At 45.3% G+C, this 18,860-nt stretch carries 18 protein-coding genes; 8 read left to right on the forward strand and 10 right to left on the reverse strand.

Translation table 11 applies throughout. The features are described 5' to 3' along the window. The first annotated feature begins 70 nt into the window (after positions 1-70). The 5 genes from ADU37_RS02670 (at position 71) to ADU37_RS02690 (ending at position 5,442) form a co-directional block, all read left to right on the forward strand. A complete protein-coding gene (locus ADU37_RS02670) occupies positions 71-595 on the forward strand; it encodes a hypothetical protein (protein ID WP_058946166.1) in 525 nt (174 codons plus the stop codon). A gap of 171 nt (positions 596-766) precedes the next feature. Continuing rightward, positions 767-1,813: an AmmeMemoRadiSam system radical SAM enzyme gene (gene amrS, locus ADU37_RS02675; protein WP_058946167.1), complete on the forward strand. Its 1,047-nt coding sequence runs from the start codon at positions 767-769 to the stop codon at positions 1,811-1,813. Between the two features lies 1 nt (position 1,814). Beyond that, a complete protein-coding gene (locus ADU37_RS02680) occupies positions 1,815-2,639 on the forward strand; it encodes a hypothetical protein (RefSeq protein WP_058946168.1) in 825 nt (274 codons plus the stop codon). Positions 2,640-2,922: 283 nt separating this feature from the next. Beyond that, positions 2,923-4,722 carry an S-layer protein gene (locus ADU37_RS02685; RefSeq protein WP_058946169.1) on the forward strand — a complete coding sequence of 600 codons (1,800 nt, stop codon included), beginning with the start codon at positions 2,923-2,925 and terminating at the stop codon, positions 4,720-4,722. Positions 4,723-4,767: 45 nt separating this feature from the next. After that, on the forward strand, positions 4,768-5,442 hold the full coding sequence (locus tag ADU37_RS02690) for a hypothetical protein (RefSeq protein ID WP_058946170.1): 675 nt from the start codon (positions 4,768-4,770) through the stop codon (positions 5,440-5,442). Here the strand turns inward: ADU37_RS02690 and ADU37_RS02695 are convergent. The 6 genes from ADU37_RS02695 to ADU37_RS02720 all read right to left on the reverse strand — a co-directional run bounded on the left by ADU37_RS02695 (position 5,435) and on the right by ADU37_RS02720 (position 10,835). Continuing rightward, positions 5,435-7,180, reverse strand: a complete 1,746-nt coding sequence (locus ADU37_RS02695; protein WP_058946171.1) for a radical SAM protein — start codon at positions 7,178-7,180, stop codon at positions 5,435-5,437. The two genes, ADU37_RS02690 and ADU37_RS02695, sit on opposite strands and share 8 nt — an antisense overlap. Before the next feature lie 173 nt (positions 7,181-7,353). Next, the gene (gene rsmA / locus ADU37_RS02700; protein WP_058946172.1) at positions 7,354-8,172 is read right to left on the reverse strand and encodes a 16S rRNA (adenine(1518)-N(6)/adenine(1519)-N(6))-dimethyltransferase RsmA; all 819 of its coding nucleotides are present in this window, start codon (positions 8,170-8,172) and stop codon (positions 7,354-7,356) included. Positions 8,173-8,174: 2 nt separating this feature from the next. Beyond that, positions 8,175-8,801, reverse strand: coding sequence for a DUF655 domain-containing protein (locus ADU37_RS02705; RefSeq protein ID WP_058946173.1), 627 nt, complete (start codon positions 8,799-8,801; stop codon positions 8,175-8,177). A 76-nt stretch (positions 8,802-8,877) separates the two neighbouring features. Continuing rightward, positions 8,878-9,240: an RNA polymerase Rpb4 family protein gene (locus ADU37_RS02710; RefSeq protein ID WP_058946174.1), complete on the reverse strand. Its 363-nt coding sequence runs from the start codon at positions 9,238-9,240 to the stop codon at positions 8,878-8,880. A 5-nt stretch (positions 9,241-9,245) separates the two neighbouring features. After that, the gene (locus ADU37_RS02715) at positions 9,246-9,539 is read right to left on the reverse strand and encodes a 50S ribosomal protein L21e (RefSeq protein WP_058946175.1); all 294 of its coding nucleotides are present in this window, start codon (positions 9,537-9,539) and stop codon (positions 9,246-9,248) included. 123 nt (positions 9,540-9,662) lie between these two features. Continuing rightward, positions 9,663-10,835 (reverse strand): tRNA pseudouridine(54/55) synthase Pus10, encoded by a 1,173-nt coding sequence (locus ADU37_RS02720; RefSeq protein ID WP_058946176.1) that lies wholly within the window; start codon positions 10,833-10,835, stop codon positions 9,663-9,665. 45 nt (positions 10,836-10,880) lie between these two features. On the opposite strand from ADU37_RS02720, the gene ADU37_RS02725 reads away from it, so the two are divergent. The 3 genes from ADU37_RS02725 (at position 10,881) to gatE (ending at position 14,462) form a co-directional block, all read left to right on the forward strand. Further along, the gene (locus ADU37_RS02725; protein WP_058946177.1) at positions 10,881-11,174 is read left to right on the forward strand and encodes a transcriptional regulator; all 294 of its coding nucleotides are present in this window, start codon (positions 10,881-10,883) and stop codon (positions 11,172-11,174) included. A gap of 79 nt (positions 11,175-11,253) precedes the next feature. Then, on the forward strand, positions 11,254-12,573 hold the full coding sequence (gene gatD / locus ADU37_RS02730) for a Glu-tRNA(Gln) amidotransferase subunit GatD (RefSeq protein WP_058946178.1): 1,320 nt from the start codon (positions 11,254-11,256) through the stop codon (positions 12,571-12,573). Then, on the forward strand, positions 12,573-14,462 hold the full coding sequence (gatE, locus tag ADU37_RS02735; RefSeq protein WP_144433290.1) for a Glu-tRNA(Gln) amidotransferase subunit GatE: 1,890 nt from the start codon (positions 12,573-12,575) through the stop codon (positions 14,460-14,462). Before gatD ends, gatE begins: the two co-directional genes overlap by 1 nt. 244 nt (positions 14,463-14,706) lie before the next feature. Here gatE and ADU37_RS02740 read toward each other — a convergent pair whose 3' ends face one another. The 4 genes from ADU37_RS02740 to pyrH form a co-directional block, all read right to left on the reverse strand. Beyond that, positions 14,707-15,990, reverse strand: a complete 1,284-nt coding sequence (locus ADU37_RS02740; protein ID WP_058946180.1) for a sodium-dependent transporter — start codon at positions 15,988-15,990, stop codon at positions 14,707-14,709. A 216-nt stretch (positions 15,991-16,206) separates the two neighbouring features. Further along, on the reverse strand, positions 16,207-16,776 hold the full coding sequence (locus tag ADU37_RS02745; RefSeq protein ID WP_082663005.1) for an RNA 2'-phosphotransferase: 570 nt from the start codon (positions 16,774-16,776) through the stop codon (positions 16,207-16,209). 19 nt (positions 16,777-16,795) lie between these two features. After that, positions 16,796-18,115 carry an NAD(P)/FAD-dependent oxidoreductase gene (locus ADU37_RS02750; RefSeq protein WP_058946182.1) on the reverse strand — a complete coding sequence of 440 codons (1,320 nt, stop codon included), beginning with the start codon at positions 18,113-18,115 and terminating at the stop codon, positions 16,796-16,798. A 50-nt stretch (positions 18,116-18,165) separates the two neighbouring features. Continuing rightward, positions 18,166-18,843 (reverse strand): UMP kinase, encoded by a 678-nt coding sequence (gene pyrH / locus ADU37_RS02755; RefSeq protein ID WP_058946183.1) that lies wholly within the window; start codon positions 18,841-18,843, stop codon positions 18,166-18,168. Positions 18,844-18,860 lie beyond the last annotated feature (17 nt).

The following is an 18,860-nucleotide window of genomic DNA, read 5'->3' on the forward strand; positions in this document are numbered from 1 at the left end:
ATGGAGACATTTATGCAAAAGCTTACTACTGGGGGCTCTGGAATGACAATGATCCCATAGGGAGTATTTTATGGTAGCAGGCGATCAATATGGGACGTGGGCTTATTATAGAAGCGACCCGGGGTATGAGTTAAAAAATGAGTGGGGCTACTCCAATTATTTGCCCTATAGGAACTACAAAGGAAGCGTATATCATAAATGGAAGTTGGAAACGAGCCTTCTCCCGAACTTGGAAGAAGTTGGACCGGGAACTCCTTTGGATGGTCCAGCGACTTACCAGCTGTCGATAGGATATGGAGGAGTTTCTTTGCCTTTAGTAGTTGTGGTTCCGAGTTATGGTATGTATACGGCTGTTGATCAAGGTGGAGCGGGAGTTAAGTGGGGGCTCAACTTTGATATGTACTCCAATTCAGGAAAATACTCTTTTCAGACGAGAGTGGCATCAGTGGGAAGCGTAAGCGAAAGTGCCCTCAGGGATGGCCGGTGGCACAGCATTGTTGAAATAGACTACGAAGTTACGTTTGCCAATCCACTACATATTTCCGACTCTGGTACTGCTCATGTCGGCTGGGTTTGGATGATAAAAGTTGGCTGATAAGGTTTGAAATGTGTTTAGAGATTTTTCCCTTTCTATTTTTGGGGTAGACCGCCTAAAAGAGGAGTAGGAATAACACTGATTACTCCTGTTCTAACTTTATACAGCCACATTTTCTTCCTGAACCAAAAGCTTAAACTATAGTAAGTGCTATTTTAGAATGGTGGTTTTATGAGAGAGGCTATGTACTGGGAGCCCTTAGAGGGCAACAGGGTGAGATGTTACTTATGCCCCTTGAACTGTCTTATAGATGAAGGGCAAAGGGGTTCCTGCAGGGTTAGGAAGAACATTGGCGGTAAGCTTTACACCCTTAATTATGGGAAGGTATCCTCTATGGCTGCCGATCCGATTGAAAAGAAGCCGCTCTTCCACTTCTATCCCGGCTCTTGTGCATTCTCTATAGGCACAGTTGGGTGTAACATGCACTGCATCCACTGCCAGAACTGGGAGATAAGCCAAGCTGATGAGACTTTCCCCTACTTGGAGGATGCCACTTCAGAGGCTGTAGTGAGATTGGCCAAGCATTACGGATGCAAGAGCATAGCTTACACGTACAACGAGCCGACGATATGGTATGAATTCGTTCTCGAAACTTCAAAGCTCGCCAAAAGAGAAGGCCTCAAGAACATTCTCGTGACGAACGGCTACATAAACGAGGAACCCTTTAGGGAGTTAGCCCCCTACATTGATGCAATGAACATAGACATAAAGGCATTCAAAGATGAGTTTTACAGAAAGATCTCGAAGGTGCCAAGTTTGGAGCCGAGCAAGAGGACTGCTGTTATGGCCAAGAAGGAGTTTGGGATTCACGTTGAGCTTACATACCTCATAATACCAACGCTAAATGACAGCGAAGATGAGATAAGAGCTTTTGCGAGATGGGTGGTTGGGGAGCTTGGTGATGATACACCGGTGCACTTCTCACGCTTTTTCCCCCATTATAAGCTTCTCACGTTGCCTCCAACGCCGGTTGAGACCATTGAAAAGGCCTATCGCATAGCTAGAGCGGAAGGGTTGAAGTTCGTCTACATTGGTAATGTCCCGGGCCATGAGGGGGAAAACACCTACTGCCCAAAGTGTGGAAAACCTTTAATAGTCAGGTGGGGCTTTACGATAGAGGAGTACCACATAAAGGATGGAAAGTGTGAATACTGTGGTGAGCCAATACCGATAATTGGCGAATATAAGAAAAGACATTACGGAGGAATGTGGTGGTAATATGGCAACAATGAGGGTTAGATTCTATATAGAGGCGCTCTCAAACCATAAGAAAGCTTTGGAAAGGGCCGTTGAGGAAATCATAACGTCCCTAAAGAATGAGACCAACGTAAAGGTTGAGAACATAAGAGCCGAGGATGTCCTTGAAAACCCTGAAGAGGAGATGCTCAAATACTCAAGCATGGTTGAGGCTGAGCTGGAGGGTTCTTTTGAAGAAATAGTGAAAGCCACCATGAAGTATGCCCCCGCAATAGTTGAGGTAATATCCCCGGCTAAAATTGAAACAGATGCCAAAGACCTTATGAGAATCCTTGGGGAAGTTTCTTTATTCATGGGCAAGCTCATGGAGAAGTTTGGGGGCCTTGTGGCATACCCATCGCTTGATGAGATTCCAAAGCCAAAAGTGGGCTACAGCAGGGAAGAGATTGAAGATATGATAATCGACGGCAAAGAAATTCTCTACCGCTTCGTTATTGAGACCTACGGGAAGGGCAAAGGGGAGATAGAGGAAACCATGCTGAAGGCCTTCGCATATGAGGGCTGTAAGATAAACAAAATAATTGTGAAGGTGCAGGAAGAAAGGGATGAAAGAGTCTACGCCCTTGTTGCGAGTGAGCTGATATCACCTTTTGAGGTTCTCTTCCAGCTTACGGCAAAATATGCACCGGTCGCAATATCGATAATCGAGCCGGAGATAGTTGACATATCTGCAACGGAGCTTCAAAATGCCCTAACCGATTTGGGTGGTTTTGTCCACGAACTCATCCACAGGCCGCTTAAGAAAAAGCTTATAGAGAAGGACACCTTCAAGTTCAAGCTCTCCTGAGCCTTTAATCTGTCGGAGGAAAAGATTATAAGCAGAGGCCATCATTGCTGGTAGGGAATCTACTGCCATCTTCAACTCTTGTCGAGATATTATCGGCAAAAGGCGAATTGAGTGTAGGCATTAGGTAAATGCCACTTTTGGCCATCGGAGGAAAAAGACTGCTTTTCTAATCGTTAGAAAGGGTCTGAAAGCGAAAAGTATATAAACCCCAAGGCACCTATAGGTAATGAAGAATACCATAGCTAGGGGTTTAGCCCCTACAAGGTATCGGAGGTGTGAAGACATGAAGGTAAGGAAGATCGCGGCCCTTGCAGTTGGTGCCGCAATGGTTGGAGCAACCCTTGGATACGCAAATGCTGCAATGCCGGGAAAGGAGTTCTTTGTTAAGGATGGAATGCCAAACGTTAAAATCGTAGTCGGTGCAAACGCACCATCAACTATGGACGTCGCCTCAGCGGCAGACATAGCCCTTGCAATTGGAAGCTTACTCTACACATCTGAGGAAGTCAAGGCAAGCGGAGTTAGTGTTGTAGTTAAGAAAGACATCACAGACGACCCAGACGACATTACAATCTACAAGTACTTCTACTCAACAGTTAAAGGTCCAATAACTGCCGAGGAATGGTCAGACTTGCCAGGAGACTACTGGTGGAATGGAAGTGCCTACAACGGTTCCTATGATGACTGGGTAGCTGCTTACCAAACCCTCCCATGGATGTACGAAGTAGAAGACATGGATGGGATAGATGAGGACTTCAAAGTTGACTGGGACTTCTCGATTGACGAAATACACCTAATACCAACTGATCCAGATGATTGGGATGAAAACGATATCGACCAACCACCAAAAGACGCGAAGCTCCAAATTCCAAAAGGAGCATTCAAAGTTCTCCTGAACTACACAATCTCAAACTGGTCAGTGGAAGTTGACCTCGGAAAGGACAGCCAGTGGGGAATCCCATACTCAGAGAGCTTTAACATAATAGATGATGACAAACCAGACCCAAATGAGATAGCAGATGAGTACGACGTTGATCCAAGTGACGTTAAAATAAACTTCAAAGGCTACGTGTACGAAGGAGTAGCTTCAGGAGATACATTTACCGTTCTTGGCAATAGTTACTATGTGCTCAATGTTATTGACAAAGCCTTTGAATACGGTAAGGATCACGGCGAAGTCTGGTTCAGGCTTGGAGACATCAAGGACTACGACGGCTACAAGGTTAAGGCCGTTGACATAAGCGTTTACGAGAACAGAGCACTGGTAGAGGTCACAAGCCCAAATGGAATTGACCAGCTCGTTATACTCAAGAAGGACGAAGAGAAGGATGTCTTTGGTAACGGTGGAATAATCCTTACCCTTACCGACACATTCGTTGGTATCGACAGCAACTTGATTGCTACAATTCAAGTAGTTACAAATAAGAAGAAGATTGAAAGCGGTGACGAGTTAGTGGCTGGGTGGAAAGCAGAGATTACTACTGGCACAAACAGTGATGGAGACAAAGTCATCAAGTGGATAACACTAAGCAATGCAGATGACATCGAAGAAAAGACTGTAGACGTCTTAGGAAAATACAAAGTCTACTACAAGCTCCAAACATGGACCAAAGACGAAGCAGATGCTAACTATGACATTAATGATGATGGTGACAAGAAAGACGAGTTAATGACTGCAAAAGCTATGATTGTAATTGAACCAACAGAGAGAGTATATGAGACCAAGGAGCTTGCAGTTGGTGGCGAGCTTGACGGATGGATAATCGAGTCAATCAAGGGCGAAACCTACACCAAGGTTACACCAATGGTCCCAACAGAGCCAATCACAGTCCTTGACACCGAAGTTGACGTCAACGCAGTTGACAGCAACCTCATCCTCGTCGGTGGACCAGTTGCAAACGCAATCACCAAGTACCTCGTTGACCAAGGACTAAGCACAGTTGACTGGAAGAACAGCGATGGCGACCTAGAGTACATCGAAGATGCATTCGGAACATTCGACGTCCTCATCGTTGCCGGTAAGGACAGGTACGCCACAAGAGAAGCAGCCAAAGAGCTTATGCAATACTTGGCTCAACTCTGAAGCCTTTTCCTTCTTTTTTAATTAACTTTTCTGGAGGTTTTGAGATTGGATAAAAAACTAGTTGCAGTGCTCCTTTTGGTTATCCTTGTGCTTGCTCCTTTGGGGGTCCTTACTTATGGGTATTTGCACTTTTCGAGTAATGTTTATCCGGACAAAGAACCTTTGAGAAAAGTTCTTGTTAAGGTTCCTTATAAAGGAATCGACTATAAAATCCTTCTTGAAAGCTACAACACTGGAGATCCCCTCTTGGATTTAAATCTAACCCTGAGAGGGAACGTATATGAGAGCATGACCCTCATCGTTGGAGATCCAATGTTTAGAAACTGTGATGCCAAGGCTCTTGGGGATGTGTGCATATGGAGGACAAGGACAGTAACGGAAATAGCCGCTGTGTTGTCACCGGCGTTCACAGCAAATAGATACTGGTATTACATGGGAAAGGGATACGATGAGAATGAGTCCATGGCTATGGCTCAAGCCGATGTTGAAAAAATGCACACTGTCTCCCTTGGATTCATTCAGAAGGTCAAGATTGGACTTGGGATCGTTGGAAACAAAAAGCATCTCCTTGTCCTATTAAAGGGGCCTGCAGAAGGAGGAAAAATAGACCGCATATATTCCCCAAAAGAGGGTGTTGTAGTCCTCGAAGCAACAAGCGAGCAGACTCTCTTTGCGGAAGTTTTGCTGTTGAAAACCATCATAGCGTCGAGGGTTAAATGACCACCACATCCCTGTACATTTCCCTTTTCTCTGCTTCTATAATTTCTAAAAACTCCTCCTTGCTTTTGAACGGTCTTTTTGCGAGGATTTTTGCAACTTTTTTCTTTCCAATTCCGGGCAGATAGCTTAAAACCTTTGAGCCCTCCCTGTTCACGTTTATGGGAATTGGTATACCGGTTATGCTCCTAAAGCCGTGGTCAACAATCAAAACGTCATAAAACCTGTTCAGCTCAATTTTCTTTGGGATTCCTACTATCAATGGATAACTCCCTATCTGCCTGCCGTATGTTAGGCCGTTATCAAACACCTCCGCCCTAACATCCCTCAAAATCGTCCCCACCGGTACGAGCTTTTTAAGCATTGGGTAATCTATCTCGTGCCTTATCTTGTACTTGTAGTGCTTTATGAGACTTTTGTGCTTTTCGGTCTTTACCTTATCCCTCATATACCACAAAGGGGTTCCTGGAAAGACAACGACCTGCCTTATGTTTATTCTCCTAACCAGTAACCCGTCGTCAAGGATTTTCTTTAAGAACTCGTAGGTAAGCTCGTAAGTCTTCTTAGTTTCTCCAGGAAGGCCGAAGAGGATGTTTATCCCTGGTAAAAGCCAGGGCATTCCGTTGTAGCCCCTTTTAGCGCCAACTTCATTCAAAATCCTGACCGCTTCGTAGGTTTCCTCCGCTGTGGAGTTCAAGTTGTTGATCCTCGCAACCTTTGGATCGGCCGTTTCAAGCCCAAAGGCAACGACGTTTCCAGGCGTGCCGTATTTTATAAGCGTCTTCGCAATTTTAATGCTTTCCTCGGGATAATTTGCTATAACCGCCGGGTTGGCATTGTCTACATGCAAGGTCTTCACATCCGGTGCAACTGTTCTAATCCCCTTGAAGAGCTTCTCAAGGGCTTCTGGATTTGGAATCGGAACCCTGCCGTTTGGCTTAGCCATGTATGAAAAGATACAGCTCTGCCTTCCTACCCTAAAGTGCCTTACTCCCAAGTTATAGAGCACTTCAACTTCCTTAACGATGTCTTCAATAGGTCGGTCTTCTATTGCTCTGTATCTCACGGGTTCGGTGCAGAAGGAACAGCCCCCCATACCTGCAGCTTTGGGACATCCCCTCTGGGTTTCGATTTCCACTATAACGAAATCTGGATAATCGGGAAATTGCTTCACGACTTCGGCACCTAAGAGTGCGTAGTCCCTTAATTCCAAATAGTCCCTAAAGCGAAATGGATTTGCGTCCTTAGGGTTTGTGAAGAAGTCATAAAGAAAAGCCTCTAAGTCGCCGTAAACGATGTGGTCAAAAATTGCATGGGCAAGGGCTAGTTCCCTTGGGCTTATCTTTGTCCCACCTTCATGGGCTGAGCCCATAAAAGCCGGCCCGCCGAGGATTTTAATGCCTTTGAAGGGTTTTATAAACTTTGCAACCTCTTCCACCTGAGAGGGAACCGCAGAGAGGTATTTTCCCGGAGTGTGCAGTCCACCGATGTATATGATCACATCAGCCTTCTCAAGGATTTCCTTTGTTTTATACACGTTGGGAGTTTTGTTCTTGGTTTTTATCCCCTGCTCGCCCTCAAAAGTAAAGCGGAGGTCATCTATCGTGAGGTAAAAAATTCTCGCATCTTTTCTGGCTTTTTTTATTGCACCGTAGGCGTATCTCGGGTAGATTCCTAAATAAGGGGGAACTCCGAGGCCAGCGGGTTCATCGGTGTAGCCGTCTATTATTGCAACTATCATGTGTGGGGATTTTGGTTAGAGGTTTAAAAACCCAGCGAAAGTATTTAAGTTTAACTCAGATAGTTCGTACTGCGGTGTCCTTAATGGAGTCGAAGTATTCCAAGCGGGTCATCGAAAAGCTGAACCTTGGACATTATGGGATGATAAACGATCTTTATCAGACCCGGGTTTCCTCAAAGTAGTCCATTTTGCCTTAAGTACTCTTCGATATCTTTTATCTCCTCTATGGACAGCTGAAAGACTCTTTTTTGAGAGTGGGGAATGTGTTCAATGATGGGCTTAAGTTTTTTGAACTCACCTTTTGTAAGTCCCAGCATATGGTAAGAGTCCTTTAGGGCCTTGCTTGCCAGCTTTCTCCTGTGCTGGAAGAGGGCCTTCACGAGGTTTTCGTTTAGAGTTATCCGCTCATCTTTGGGTTTGGGCGTCATTACTATTACTGCGGAATCAACCTTTGGTTTTGGGTAGAATGCTCCCCTGCCAATTTTTTCAACAAGCTCAACATCAGCCTTAGCCTGCACCATTACCGAGAGGCGGGAATAGTTTTTATCTCCCGGCTTCGCCACCATTCGCTGGGCAAATTCAAGCTGATAGATAAGCACGGCTTTCTTGAAGTCATACTTCAGAAGTTTAAAGGTTATGGGAGAAGATATCTGGTAGGGAAGGTTGGAAACTATTTTATCAAAGTAAGGAAAGTCTATTTTTAGAGCATCTCCGAGTATGAGCTCCACGTTGTCCCATCCGTACTCCTTCTCCAGGATTTCGATTATCCGTGAATCCTTTTCTATGGCGTAAACCTTCTTTGCCCTCTTTGCCAGCTCGTCTGTTAGCACCCCCAAACCGGGCCCTATTTCAAGAACGGTCTCGCTTTCATTTATTTCTGCCCTTTCCACTTCTCTCTCGATAACATCCTCCACTATGAGGAAATTCTGACCAAGATCAGAATTGGGCTTTAGATGGTATTTAGAAATTAAAGAAAAGACCTTGGAGTGCATATCTACTCCCTGAATATTCTCCTTGAGCCTACAAAAAGCCTGTAGCGGTCTTTGTTCTCAAGTTCGTCCAGGATTCTTCTCGCTATCATCTTCACGGGATCTGGAAGTCCCTTTACCCTATGTTTTAAGTCCTCAAAGCTCTTGAATGGTTCTCTTTCCCTCTCCTCCAAGATGTCCCACATGTGCTTTTTCCCTATTCCCGGAAGCAGTTCCAGGCTGTGAAGCCTGTTCGTAATTGGTGGAGCAAGGTTAAAAAACTTCACAAAACGCCCTTCATTGTTCTTTACAATTTCCTCAAGGACGTACGGAAGTTCAGCCTTCGCAGTTGGAGTGAGGTCATCGTAATTAAGCTTTCTGGTTATCATTAATATTTTATCCCTCTGTCCTTTTCCAACAAAGACCCTCTCATAGAGCATAAGGTCTGTCTTAGGGATTACCTCGAGCAGGGTAAAAGCACTCTCCCCAATAACCTGTGCTATAGGCTTGTTTTCCCTAAGGTTTCGATGCTCAAGATCGAGATAACCGGTGGGAAGATAATCTAACACATATGCGTATTCTTCATACTCCACGTGACGCTTTTTTTTATCGGTGCTTTGGGCATAGGAATGCCTTCTATTATAATAATCCATGGTCTCTCCCCCCAAGAATATACAGCTTAGGGCTTTTAATACTTTTCGAGAAATTTTGAAAAAGAAGAAGAGAGCGCTACTCTCTAAACTCTTCAAGGATTTCGAGTATCTTTTCTGCTTCTTCTTTGGTGGGCATGTGTTCTTCCTTGGCAAAGATGACCCTTATGTCAAAGTAGTCCTCGGGCATTATGTCAACAATTTTTGTTGCTATCCTTCCGTCGAGCCATTCAAAGAGGCCCGTTAGCTTTTCTCTAAGCTCTTTTGCCTTTTCTGCTGGAAGCTTTGAAAACCTCTCTGCATGCTCAATGCTGACCCTTGCCTCGTAGAATATTGGCTCCTCTGGGTTTTCCTCGACTCCCTCTTCTTTCCTTCTAAGCAGCAGCTCTTTTGCCTCTGGGATTGAGATGTATTCCTCCTTAAGCTTCTTGCGCCCTATCATAGCTCTCACTTCTGGGGTCTTAAATGGACTGGGTGAATAAAGAATGTCTTGGTCTTATCGCCATCAGTGAGCTGGACTATGTATGCATCTCCCCTCTTTCCAACCACTGTACCGGTTCTTCCATGGAACCTTGGATCGGGCATTCCTTTGTGGTAGCTTGGTTCAATCACTATGTGGACTTTCTGTCCAATCTCAAACTCTTGGAGGAACCTTGTTAATGGAGGAAGGCCTCTCCTCCTTGGTGACTTGCTAAGCTTACCTCTGGTTTTCCTTCTAACAGTATGGGCTTTCTGAACCATATCAATCACCTCTTAGAGCTTATTTAGGAGTTTCAACAACTTATACGTTTAGGAACAGGCTTTTATCAACTACGGGTCTTTCCCAGTACCATAAGCTCATTTGCTCGACCATTTATAAAGTTTTCACTGTTCATCCAGGATGTTCAGCACATCAAGCTTTTCGCACCAAGCCTTCTTTCCTAATATCTCGCTCACTGAAGGGGTTGTCCTTCCCTTGTCCCCGGAAATCAGCTCCTTTATGTAGAGTCCTCCGTCAGCTATCAGGCGGAGTTTAAAATGCCTCTCATCTAAAAGCTCACCTTCAGCCTTATGGACTTTTCTTATCCTCACAATATCTGCCCTTCTCCCTAAAACCCTTCTGGGGGTTCTTTGATGAATAGTCGCCCCCTCGAGTGCCTTAACGACCTTTTCAACCTCTTCCCTGCTGATGCCCTCCTCAACATAAACAAGGGCCTCGTATTCTTTTTTGTGGTTTGACGTGAGAACCTTTTCGGCTTCTTCATTGGTTATAAACCTAAGCCCCAAAACCTCAACTTTCCCGCTCTTGTTGATTTCCTCTGCAATTTTCTCTAAGTCAACATGCCTTTTTATTGGTCTCTTAACCTCAACGACAAAAGGCCGCCCATTCCCAAGCATTCTCACATCTACGTCCTCTCTTCCAGCCCCGTGGAATATGCATTCCCCTTTTGTCGCTTTTGAAAAAGGTTTGCAGATTATTGACGCAACACTCTCTTTGAATCCCCTCAAAGGCGTTTGAGGGATTCCCCTAACCAGCTTCCTATAGCGACCGTAGATGTAGATAGGCCTTATCTGGAGTTCCACCCTCTCATTGTATGGTTCCACTATAAAAACAACATCCGGGTCGCTTTTGTTTACAGGCTTTTGAAGTATGAGTTCAAGGATTTTTCCAATTTCTCTGTTCAATTCTCTGTTTATTGGCTCGGCATACTTCAACCCAAACTTTTCAATTATCTCCCGTTCTTTCTCTACAATTTCCTTGGGAACCCTTGAGCCAACGAGAAAGCCCTCAAACTCAAGCCCAAGCCTTGAAGCCTTATCATAGCAAAGCCTTGCAAGATATTCGGTCTTCTTGAAGACATTTCCGCAAAGCTCACACTCTTGGGGCTCCTGAAATCCATCCTCCCCCCTAGCTTCTCTTTCCATATTAATGACCAACCTTATTGATTTCCCCCGGATGCGATTTTCTCCTTTCCCAAGCAGGGCAAAGGCTCTTCCTAAGCAGTGGTTACATAGCTTGTGCTCTTTGAGCATCTCTTCGGCCTTTTCCATTATCATCGCTCGCACCCTTAAGCTTTTTAATGCCCTTTCAGACTTTTCCCTATGATGACGAGAAGACAGAAGATAATAAAGCTTTTGGAGGAGAGGGACTACAGTGTAAGTGAACTTGCAGTGCTCCTTGAGATGAGGGGCAAAGGGAGTAAAAAGGCAATCCTTGAAGACCTTAAAGCTATTTCAAATATTGTAAAGCGTGAAGGAAAGGTTCTCCTCATTCAACCAGCCCAGTGCAGGAAGTGCGGCTTCGTATTTAGACCGGAGATAAAGATACCGGGTAGATGTCCAAAGTGCAGGTCGGAATGGATCGAAGAGCCGAGGTTTAAAATAGAGGCCCTATAGGGGCTATCTCGGTGGTAAAAGAGACAAGTTTATATCCCTCCCACCTCTACCCAGCTTAGGATTCAAAGGGGGTTTCGCTATGAGGAAGGTTGAGCTTTTCATGAAGGAAAAAGGCATTGAAGTTGGCGATTATGTTGAGATCGTTGAGAAGGAAAACGGCACAAGAGCTGTCTACAGGGGCCTTGTAATGCCCCCATATGAGCTTTCGAAGGGGGAAACCCTTACAATAAAGCTGGACAACGGGTACAACATCGGGATTTTAATCGACCAGATAGTTGAAGTGAAAATCCTCGAAAAAGCCAAGCCAAGAGAAGAAATCTCATTTAAAGAAGTTTTACCTAAAAAACCTGGGCTTCCAAACGTTACCATAATAGGAACCGGAGGAACCATAGCGAGCAAAATAGACTACAAAACCGGTGCGGTTCATGCGGCTTTCACTGCTGAAGAGCTCGCAAAAGCCGTTCCAGAGATTTTTGAGATAGCCAATATAACCCCAAAGCTTCTCTTTAACATAATGAGCGAGGATATGAAGCCGGAATACTGGAAAAAGATGGCTCATGAGGTTGCAAAGGCTCTCAACAGCGGTGAAGATGGAGTTATAATAGGCCATGGAACAGACACGATGGGGTATTCTGCCGCTGCATTAAGCTTCATGCTGAGGGATTTAGGAAAGCCCGTAATCTTCGTTGGCTCCCAGAGGAGTAGCGATAGACCTTCAAGCGATGCCGCGGTGAATTTAATATGCTCCACCAGAATGGCCGTTGAGGACTTTGGTGAGGTTGCCGTTGTGATGCACGGAGAAACCAGCGACACCTACTGTTTGGCACACAGAGGGACAAAGGTTAGAAAAATGCACACCTCAAGGAGAGACGCTTTCAGGAGTATAAACGACGTCCCCATAGCGAGGATATGGCCTGATGGAAGAGTCGAGTACCTAAGGGACGACTACAGAAAAAGAAGAGAGAGCGAAGTTTGGGTGGACGACAAGCTTGAAGAGAAAGTTGCCCTAATAAAGGTTTATCCGGGCATGAGCGGAGAGCTCATAGACTTTTTAGTGGATAAAGGCTATAAGGGAATTGTAATAGAGGGCACAGGTCTCGGCCACACGCCAAACGAGATAATACCAACAATAGAAAGGGCAGTTGAGGAAGGTGTTGCAGTTTGCATGACGAGCCAGTGCCTCTACGGTAGGGTCAACCTCAACGTCTATTCAACCGGAAGGAAGCTTCTTAAAGCTGGAGTTATTCCATGTGAGGACATGCTTCCGGAGACGGCTTACGTGAAGCTCATATGGGTTCTTGGTCATACGCAGAACCTTGAGGAAGTTAGAAATATGATGCTCACGAACTATGCTGGAGAGATTACCCCCTACACAAGATTTGACACTTATCTGAGGTGATAGACATGGAGTTTGATTATAAGGCACTTGGTCTCAAGGTTGGTCTTGAAATTCACAGACAGCTCGATACAAAAAAGCTGTTTTCCCCAGTACCGAGCGAACTTCATGAGGAGGTGGATTTTACAGTTGAGAGAAGGTTAAGGCCCACGATGAGCGAGCTTGAGGAGATCGACCAGGCTGCACTTGAGGAGTTCAAAAAGGATAGGGTTTTTGTCTACGAAGGGAACTACAGGTACAGTGACCTCGTTTATCTGGACGAAGAACCGCCCCATCTACCGGATGAAGAGGCATTAAGGGTTGCCCTCCAGATTACCTATCTCCTGAATGCCATTCCAGTCGATGAAGTTCATTTTATGAGGAAAATCGTCATAGACGGCTCCAACGTCTCTGGCTTTCAGAGAACTGCCATAGTTGGCATGAACGGCAGGGTGGACACTCCATGGGGGAGCGTCGGGATTCCAACGATCTGTCTTGAAGAAGACGCATGCAGGATTATAGAGCAAAGTGACAGGAAAGCAGTTTACAGGCTTGACCGTTTGGGGATTCCTCTAATTGAAATAGCAACTACTCCAGACATTCACCACCCGGAACAGGCAAAGGTCGTGGCAAAGTTCATAGGCGATGCTTTGAGGGCAACGCGCAAGGTAAAACGTGGTCTCGGAACAATAAGGCAAGATCTAAACGTTTCCATCAAAGGCGGGGCGAGAATTGAGATTAAGGGTGTTCAGGAGCTGGATATGATACCCACCATAATTGAGCGCGAGGTTGAGAGACAGCTCAACCTTCTAAAGATCAAAGAGGAGCTTGAGAAGAGGGGAGCAAAAGAGGAAGAACTTAAAGAGGAGTTTTATGACGTAAGCGACATCTTTGCTAACACAGGCTCGAAGATAGTTGCCAATTCCTTGAAAAAGGGAGGAAAAGTTTTGGCTATTAGGCTTCCAAAGTTTAGAGGTCTCATAGGCTTCGAAATTCAGCCCGGAAGAAGGCTTGGAACGGAAATGGCTGACAGGGCTAAGAAGTACGTAAAAGGTATATTCCACATCGATGAGCTGCCAAACTATGGCATAAGCCAGGAGGAGGTTAACAAGGTCATCGAGAGACTCAACCTTGGGGAACTTGATGCCTTTGTGTTAGTTGCGGCTGAGGAAGAGATCGCCAAGAAAGCCCTTAGAGAGGTTCTTCAGAGGGCAAGAGAGGCCATCAGAGGCGTTCCCGAGGAAACGAGAAGGGCTTTGCCGGATGGGAATACCCAATACATGCGCCCTCTCCCGGGAAAGGCTAGAATGTATCCAGAAACAGACATTCCGCCAATACTCATCAGTGAAGAGCTTAAGAAAGAGATCTTGGAGAACCTTCCAGAGTATCCACAGGCGAGAGTGGAGCGTTATGTCAAGGAATACGGCATAGATAGAAGCTTGGCACAGACGTTAATTGATGAGGAGAGAGATGAGCTCTTTGAAGAGCTTATAGGAATGGGTGTTAAACCTTCCCTGGCGGCTTCAGTCCTTGTGGTGGTTCTCAAAGGTCTTAAGAAGGAAGTGCCAGTTGAAAACATTACGGAAAAGCACATAAAAGATGCGTTCAAACTTTTCCTCGACAACAGAATAGCAAAGGAGGCATTTGAGGAGATATTCAAGGAGCTTGCACTCCATCCAGAGAAGACCGCTCTGCAGGTTGCAGAGGAAAAGGGGCTTGCTTTGTTAAGTGAGGAGGAAGTTGAAAGAATAGTCGAGGAAATAGTTCGGGAGAACATAGATGTAGTGAAGGCCAAGGGCATGGGTGCAATGGGAATGCTCATGGGAAGGGCAATGGCCAAGCTTAGAGGAAAGGCCGATGGAAAGCTGGTTAACCAGCTCGTGAGGAAAAAGATTCAAGAGCTCAGCTCTTAATTCTCCTTTTTCAATATCTTCATGCCTGTTCGCCGGTTCCATCAGGGTAACGCATCGTTGATGTACGGTAGAAACCGCGGAGCATAGCCAAGGACGACTGAACCGGGGGGAGGGGCTTGTTGAATCACCAAAATAAAAAATTAAGGGGTTGAAGCCTTTGAAAGTTTGTAGAGAGCCCATATTAGGGGCCCATAGACTATAAGCACTACAAACAGGGCTATTATGTACACTGCATCCATTCAACTCACCCCAGAAGGAATTGTGAGACATATATGGCCGCTATCACTATTGGGTACAGGAACTTTACCCAGGGCTTCCAGAGTTCTGGGACTTCTATGAGGGCTCCTTTTTTAAGTTCCTCATATGCTTTCTCCACTCCAAGCTTTATCAGCGCTAGGGCCGCTATTAAAGCCCCCAGTGGCCCTATATAAACTGTTGAGACGTTGATCAGCCACTCAAAGTAGGATGGATTAATTGCAGAAGGTACTCCCACTAGGAAAGTTAAGAGCCCCAAGAGGATTGAAGCGTTCCTTCTGCTCATGTTGAGCTTTGTGATGGCTGAATCTACATAAACTTCGAGCATTGAGACCGTTGAAGAAAGCCCGGCGAATATTAGCAAGAGGAAGAACAGTGCACCAAAGAGCATTCCTCCCGGCATTTTCTGAAATACCATTGGCAACGTTACGAAAACTAACCCTGGGCCGGCTGTAGGCTCGAGACCAAACGAAAAAACCGCGGGAAATACTAGAAATCCAGCTGTAACTGCTACCGCTGTATCCCCAAAGGCCGTTGCTATTGCCGACAGTGGAATGTCGTCTTCCTCTTTTAGATAACTTCCATAGACTACCATTGTAGTTCCTAAGACGCTTAGGGAAAAGAACATCTGCGACAGGGCTATCATCCAAGTTTTTCCACTCATCACTTTGCTCCAGTCTGGGAGAAGGTAGAACCTCAAACCTTCATACGCATTTGGCAATGTAACGCTCCTTATCGTTAATATCACCAGTAGCACAAACAGAGCGGGCATCATGACCTTATTAGCCCTTTCAATTCCCTTTTGAACGCCCATAGCCACTATGGCTACCGTTATTGCTATGACGATAAACTGCCATAAGATAGCCTCCTTACTGAAGGCTAAAGCATCGAAAAACGCCCCTGGATTAACTCCCTTTAGCTCTCCGGTAAGGGAGGCTATGAAGTATCTGACTATCCAGCCAAGCACCAGGGAATAGAAGGCAAATATCATGACCATTATCGCGTTTACAAGTACTCCAAGGTATTTTCCTCCCGGCAGTGTTTTGGCAAATGCCTCTATGGGACCTCCTTTAGTTGCCCTCCCCAGAGTCCACTCCACCGTAAGTCCAACTACTCCCACTGCGAAAAGCAACACCAAGTACGGAAGCAAAAATGCCGCTCCACCGTAGAGACCCGTCCTCATTGGGAACATCCAGATGTTTCCCAGACCTACTGCACTTCCTACTGCAGCTGCAACAAACCCTACTCTACTTCCCCAAGTTTCTCTTGCCACAAACTACCACCTCCAAAAGGTTTTATGGAATCAGCGCCAAAAACAATCCCTACCTTGAATTAACGATAGAAGAGCTTCACCAACTATACTTCCAAAAACACTCACTCCTGAACGTCATAGGGCATCAACGCATTGGAATGTTCTTCCCTATAAAAATATTTCCCAGTTTTGTTTGTCATTATGTCAAAAAAGCCGAAGTTGAATAGGGGTTTTTGGTTATTCGTAGAGGATTATGCACTCAGGAGGAACAAATTTAGCTATACGAACACTCTTCCCGGCTTTGTAGATTTTGTATCCTTTCCTTCTCAGACATTCAGCATCCACTAAAATAACCACCACATCCCTTCCATACCTACGCCCTGTTTCGTAGGCCTCTTCTTTGCTTGTTGTTAGATGAACAAACTTTCTTTTCATCGATTTTATGCCTTCTTTTAGTATCTTTTCAAGGTTTCTTCGGGGAGTTCCATGATAGAGAACCTTAACTTCAACATCTTCCTCATGATCCAAAGAAACATCAAAAGTGTGTCCATATCTGGCTCTTATTTTGTTTCCTCTAATCTCAAACCTGCCCTTTGGGTCGTTCTCGATTATCCAGAGGAGATGCTCTTTTTCTACCCATGGATGGGACTTTTTAACAGCCCCGACAACCTCTTCAATATTGGCGAAACCTTCTTCATCTACCTCAACGTCAAATTCCCAGGGAGCGTGCCTTAAGATGTAGCTCATTAGTTTGCTAATTTTAATCCTTTCTCTGCTCCTCAAGAACTCGTCTTTGCCCCTCATCATTTAAAAAATAGAAAAAGGATCATTTAAACTTTCTCAATGCCATTTCAGCTGCGACTGTAATGGGATCTATCGTGGGGCTTATTGGAGGAGCGTAGGCGGTTTCTCCATAGGCTATATCCTCCACCGTTGCCCCCTTCTGAGCGGCAAAGCTAAGGGCCATTATTCTGCCCCATACCCTCTCTCCACCGACTATCTGGGCACCTATTAGTCTTCTGTCTTCCTTTCTAAAGATCAGCTTTACGGTTATTGGCTTTCCTCCGGGGTAATATTCTGGCTTTGTTGAGCCCTTGAATTTGCCCACAACGACATCAATTCCTTCTTTCTCTGCTCTCTCCTGAGTTATCCCAAACGTCCCAATTTCTAAGTCAAAGAGCTCGGTTATGGCTGTGTTAAAAACGGGTCTGAATTTTACGCCTTTTCCAAAAACGTTTTCCGCCGCTACCTTTGCCATTCTTACTGCCGTAGTGCCGAGTTGGCTTAGCGTTCTATTCCCTGTAACCGCATCGAAGACCTCAGCACAGTCTCCAATGGCATAGATATCGGGATCGCTTGTTCTAAGGTATTCATCAACAACAATGCCCCTGTTAACTTCCAATCCGGCTTTACGGGCAAGATCGATGTTAGCCCTTACACCAGTTGCCACAAGAACAAGATCTGCTTCAATCTCTTCTTCTCCTATTTTAACAGCCCTCACAGGGTTTCCGATAATCTCACTTACTGCAACGCCGAATTTAAACTCTATTCCCTTTTCCTCAAGATGGGACTGGACTATTGAGGCGATGTCCTTATCAAGCATTGTTGGGAGCAAATGCTCGAGCAGTTCGACAACAAGAACTTCCAGTCCGAGCTCCCTAAATGCCACCGCCCCTTCTAATCCTATCAAGCCCGCTCCAATCACAACGGCTTTTCTTGGTTTTCTTTTCTCCAGATATGCCTGGATTTTCTTTACGTCCTCCATTGTCTTTAGGGTGAAGACCCCCTCGCTTTCCACGCCCTTTATTGGGGGAACAAACGCTTTAGAGCCTGTGGCAAGGATGAGCTTATCATAAGGGACTTCACCTTTGTCTGTAATCACGACCTTCCTTTCTCTGTCTATTTCCTTTGCCTCAGTGTCCAGCATCATCTGAATCTTTTGCTTTTCGTAGAATTCGTTTGGAAATATTACGATGTTTTCCAGCTTTGGAATCTTCCCGCTTAAAACAAAGGGCAACGCACATGGAGAATACTGCATTGTTTTTTCTTTTCCTATCACGATGATTTCCGCTTTTCTATCGAGCTTCCTTGCAAAGAGGGCAAAATTACTTCCCGCAGTTCCGGAACCGATGACCGCTATTCTCATAATTATCACCAAATAGGAGAAAAGCCGGAGAGTATAAAAAAATTGTGAACTCAAGGTTCAACTAGAGTGCCCCTGTGTTTGCCCTTTATTGCGTCGAAAAGATTTCTTGCATCATCCTTACCGATAATTAGGGTTCTTATTTTGCCCCTCTGGATGAATTTGGCAGCTAAAGCGTCAACAACACCACTTCCACCCGCTTTGCTCTCGCTCTGCATAGCTATCTCTACGAGTTTTTCAGTTGAAACCCTCTCAAGCTTCTTTGCGTTTGGGTTCTTTTTAGGGTCGCTATCGTAAACGCCATCAACGTTTGTTATAACCACCAGCAAATCCGCTTGGAGATACTCGGCTAAGAGAGCGGCAACGGCGTCTGTTGTGTGCCCCGGATGAGTCCCACCCATTATAGGTATCTTTTTGAGCTGCATTACTTCCCACGCTTTTCTAAAATCGCTCACCACAAATGGATACGCTTTTTCTCTGAGTGCCGCTATCAGGAGCATTGCGTTGGCCCTTGTTATGTGTATTCCGATATAGTCTATGAATGTTTCATTTGGAGTAAAAGCCCTTGCGGCATGAATGTATTCTCTCGCCACCTTTCCTCCTCCGACGACGACTGCTACCTCGTGATCTTCGCTGATTTTTGTCAGCTGATAGGCAATCTCCTCTATAAATTCAACATCAGGTTTGTCGGGAACTAGAACAGAGCCTCCAATGTCGAATACTATCCTCATGGTAACCCTCCATAAGT

Origin of the sequence: Thermococcus sp. 2319x1, assembly GCF_001484685.1 — an archaeon.
Taxonomy (GTDB): Archaea; Methanobacteriota_B; Thermococci; order Thermococcales; family Thermococcaceae; genus Thermococcus_A.

Excerpts from the sequence above, each read along its gene's own strand:
- pyrH (WP_058946183.1), bottom strand. The coding sequence starts at position 18,843 with ATGAGGATAGTATTCGACATTGGAGGCTCTGTTCTAGTTCCCGACAAA.
- ADU37_RS02720 (WP_058946176.1), bottom strand. The coding sequence starts at position 10,835 with ATGATAATGGAAAAGGCCGAAGAGATGCTCAAAGAGCACAAGCTATGT.
- gatD (WP_058946178.1), top strand. The coding sequence starts at position 11,254 with ATGAGGAAGGTTGAGCTTTTCATGAAGGAAAAAGGCATTGAAGTTGGC.
- ADU37_RS02710 (WP_058946174.1), bottom strand. The coding sequence starts at position 9,240 with ATGATAGGGCGCAAGAAGCTTAAGGAGGAATACATCTCAATCCCAGAG.
- rsmA (WP_058946172.1), bottom strand. The coding sequence starts at position 8,172 with ATGCACTCCAAGGTCTTTTCTTTAATTTCTAAATACCATCTAAAGCCC.
- ADU37_RS02670 (WP_058946166.1), top strand. The coding sequence starts at position 71 with ATGGTAGCAGGCGATCAATATGGGACGTGGGCTTATTATAGAAGCGAC.
- ADU37_RS02680 (WP_058946168.1), top strand. The coding sequence starts at position 1,815 with ATGGCAACAATGAGGGTTAGATTCTATATAGAGGCGCTCTCAAACCAT.
- ADU37_RS02725 (WP_058946177.1), top strand. The coding sequence starts at position 10,881 with ATGATGACGAGAAGACAGAAGATAATAAAGCTTTTGGAGGAGAGGGAC.
- ADU37_RS02695 (WP_058946171.1), bottom strand. The coding sequence starts at position 7,180 with ATGATAGTTGCAATAATAGACGGCTACACCGATGAACCCGCTGGCCTC.
- ADU37_RS02715 (WP_058946175.1), bottom strand. The coding sequence starts at position 9,539 with ATGGTTCAGAAAGCCCATACTGTTAGAAGGAAAACCAGAGGTAAGCTT.
- ADU37_RS02705 (WP_058946173.1), bottom strand. The coding sequence starts at position 8,801 with ATGGATTATTATAATAGAAGGCATTCCTATGCCCAAAGCACCGATAAA.
- amrS (WP_058946167.1), top strand. The coding sequence starts at position 767 with ATGAGAGAGGCTATGTACTGGGAGCCCTTAGAGGGCAACAGGGTGAGA.
- ADU37_RS02685 (WP_058946169.1), top strand. The coding sequence starts at position 2,923 with ATGAAGGTAAGGAAGATCGCGGCCCTTGCAGTTGGTGCCGCAATGGTT.
- ADU37_RS02750 (WP_058946182.1), bottom strand. The coding sequence starts at position 18,115 with ATGAGAATAGCGGTCATCGGTTCCGGAACTGCGGGAAGTAATTTTGCC.
- ADU37_RS02745 (WP_082663005.1), bottom strand. The coding sequence starts at position 16,776 with ATGATGAGGGGCAAAGACGAGTTCTTGAGGAGCAGAGAAAGGATTAAA.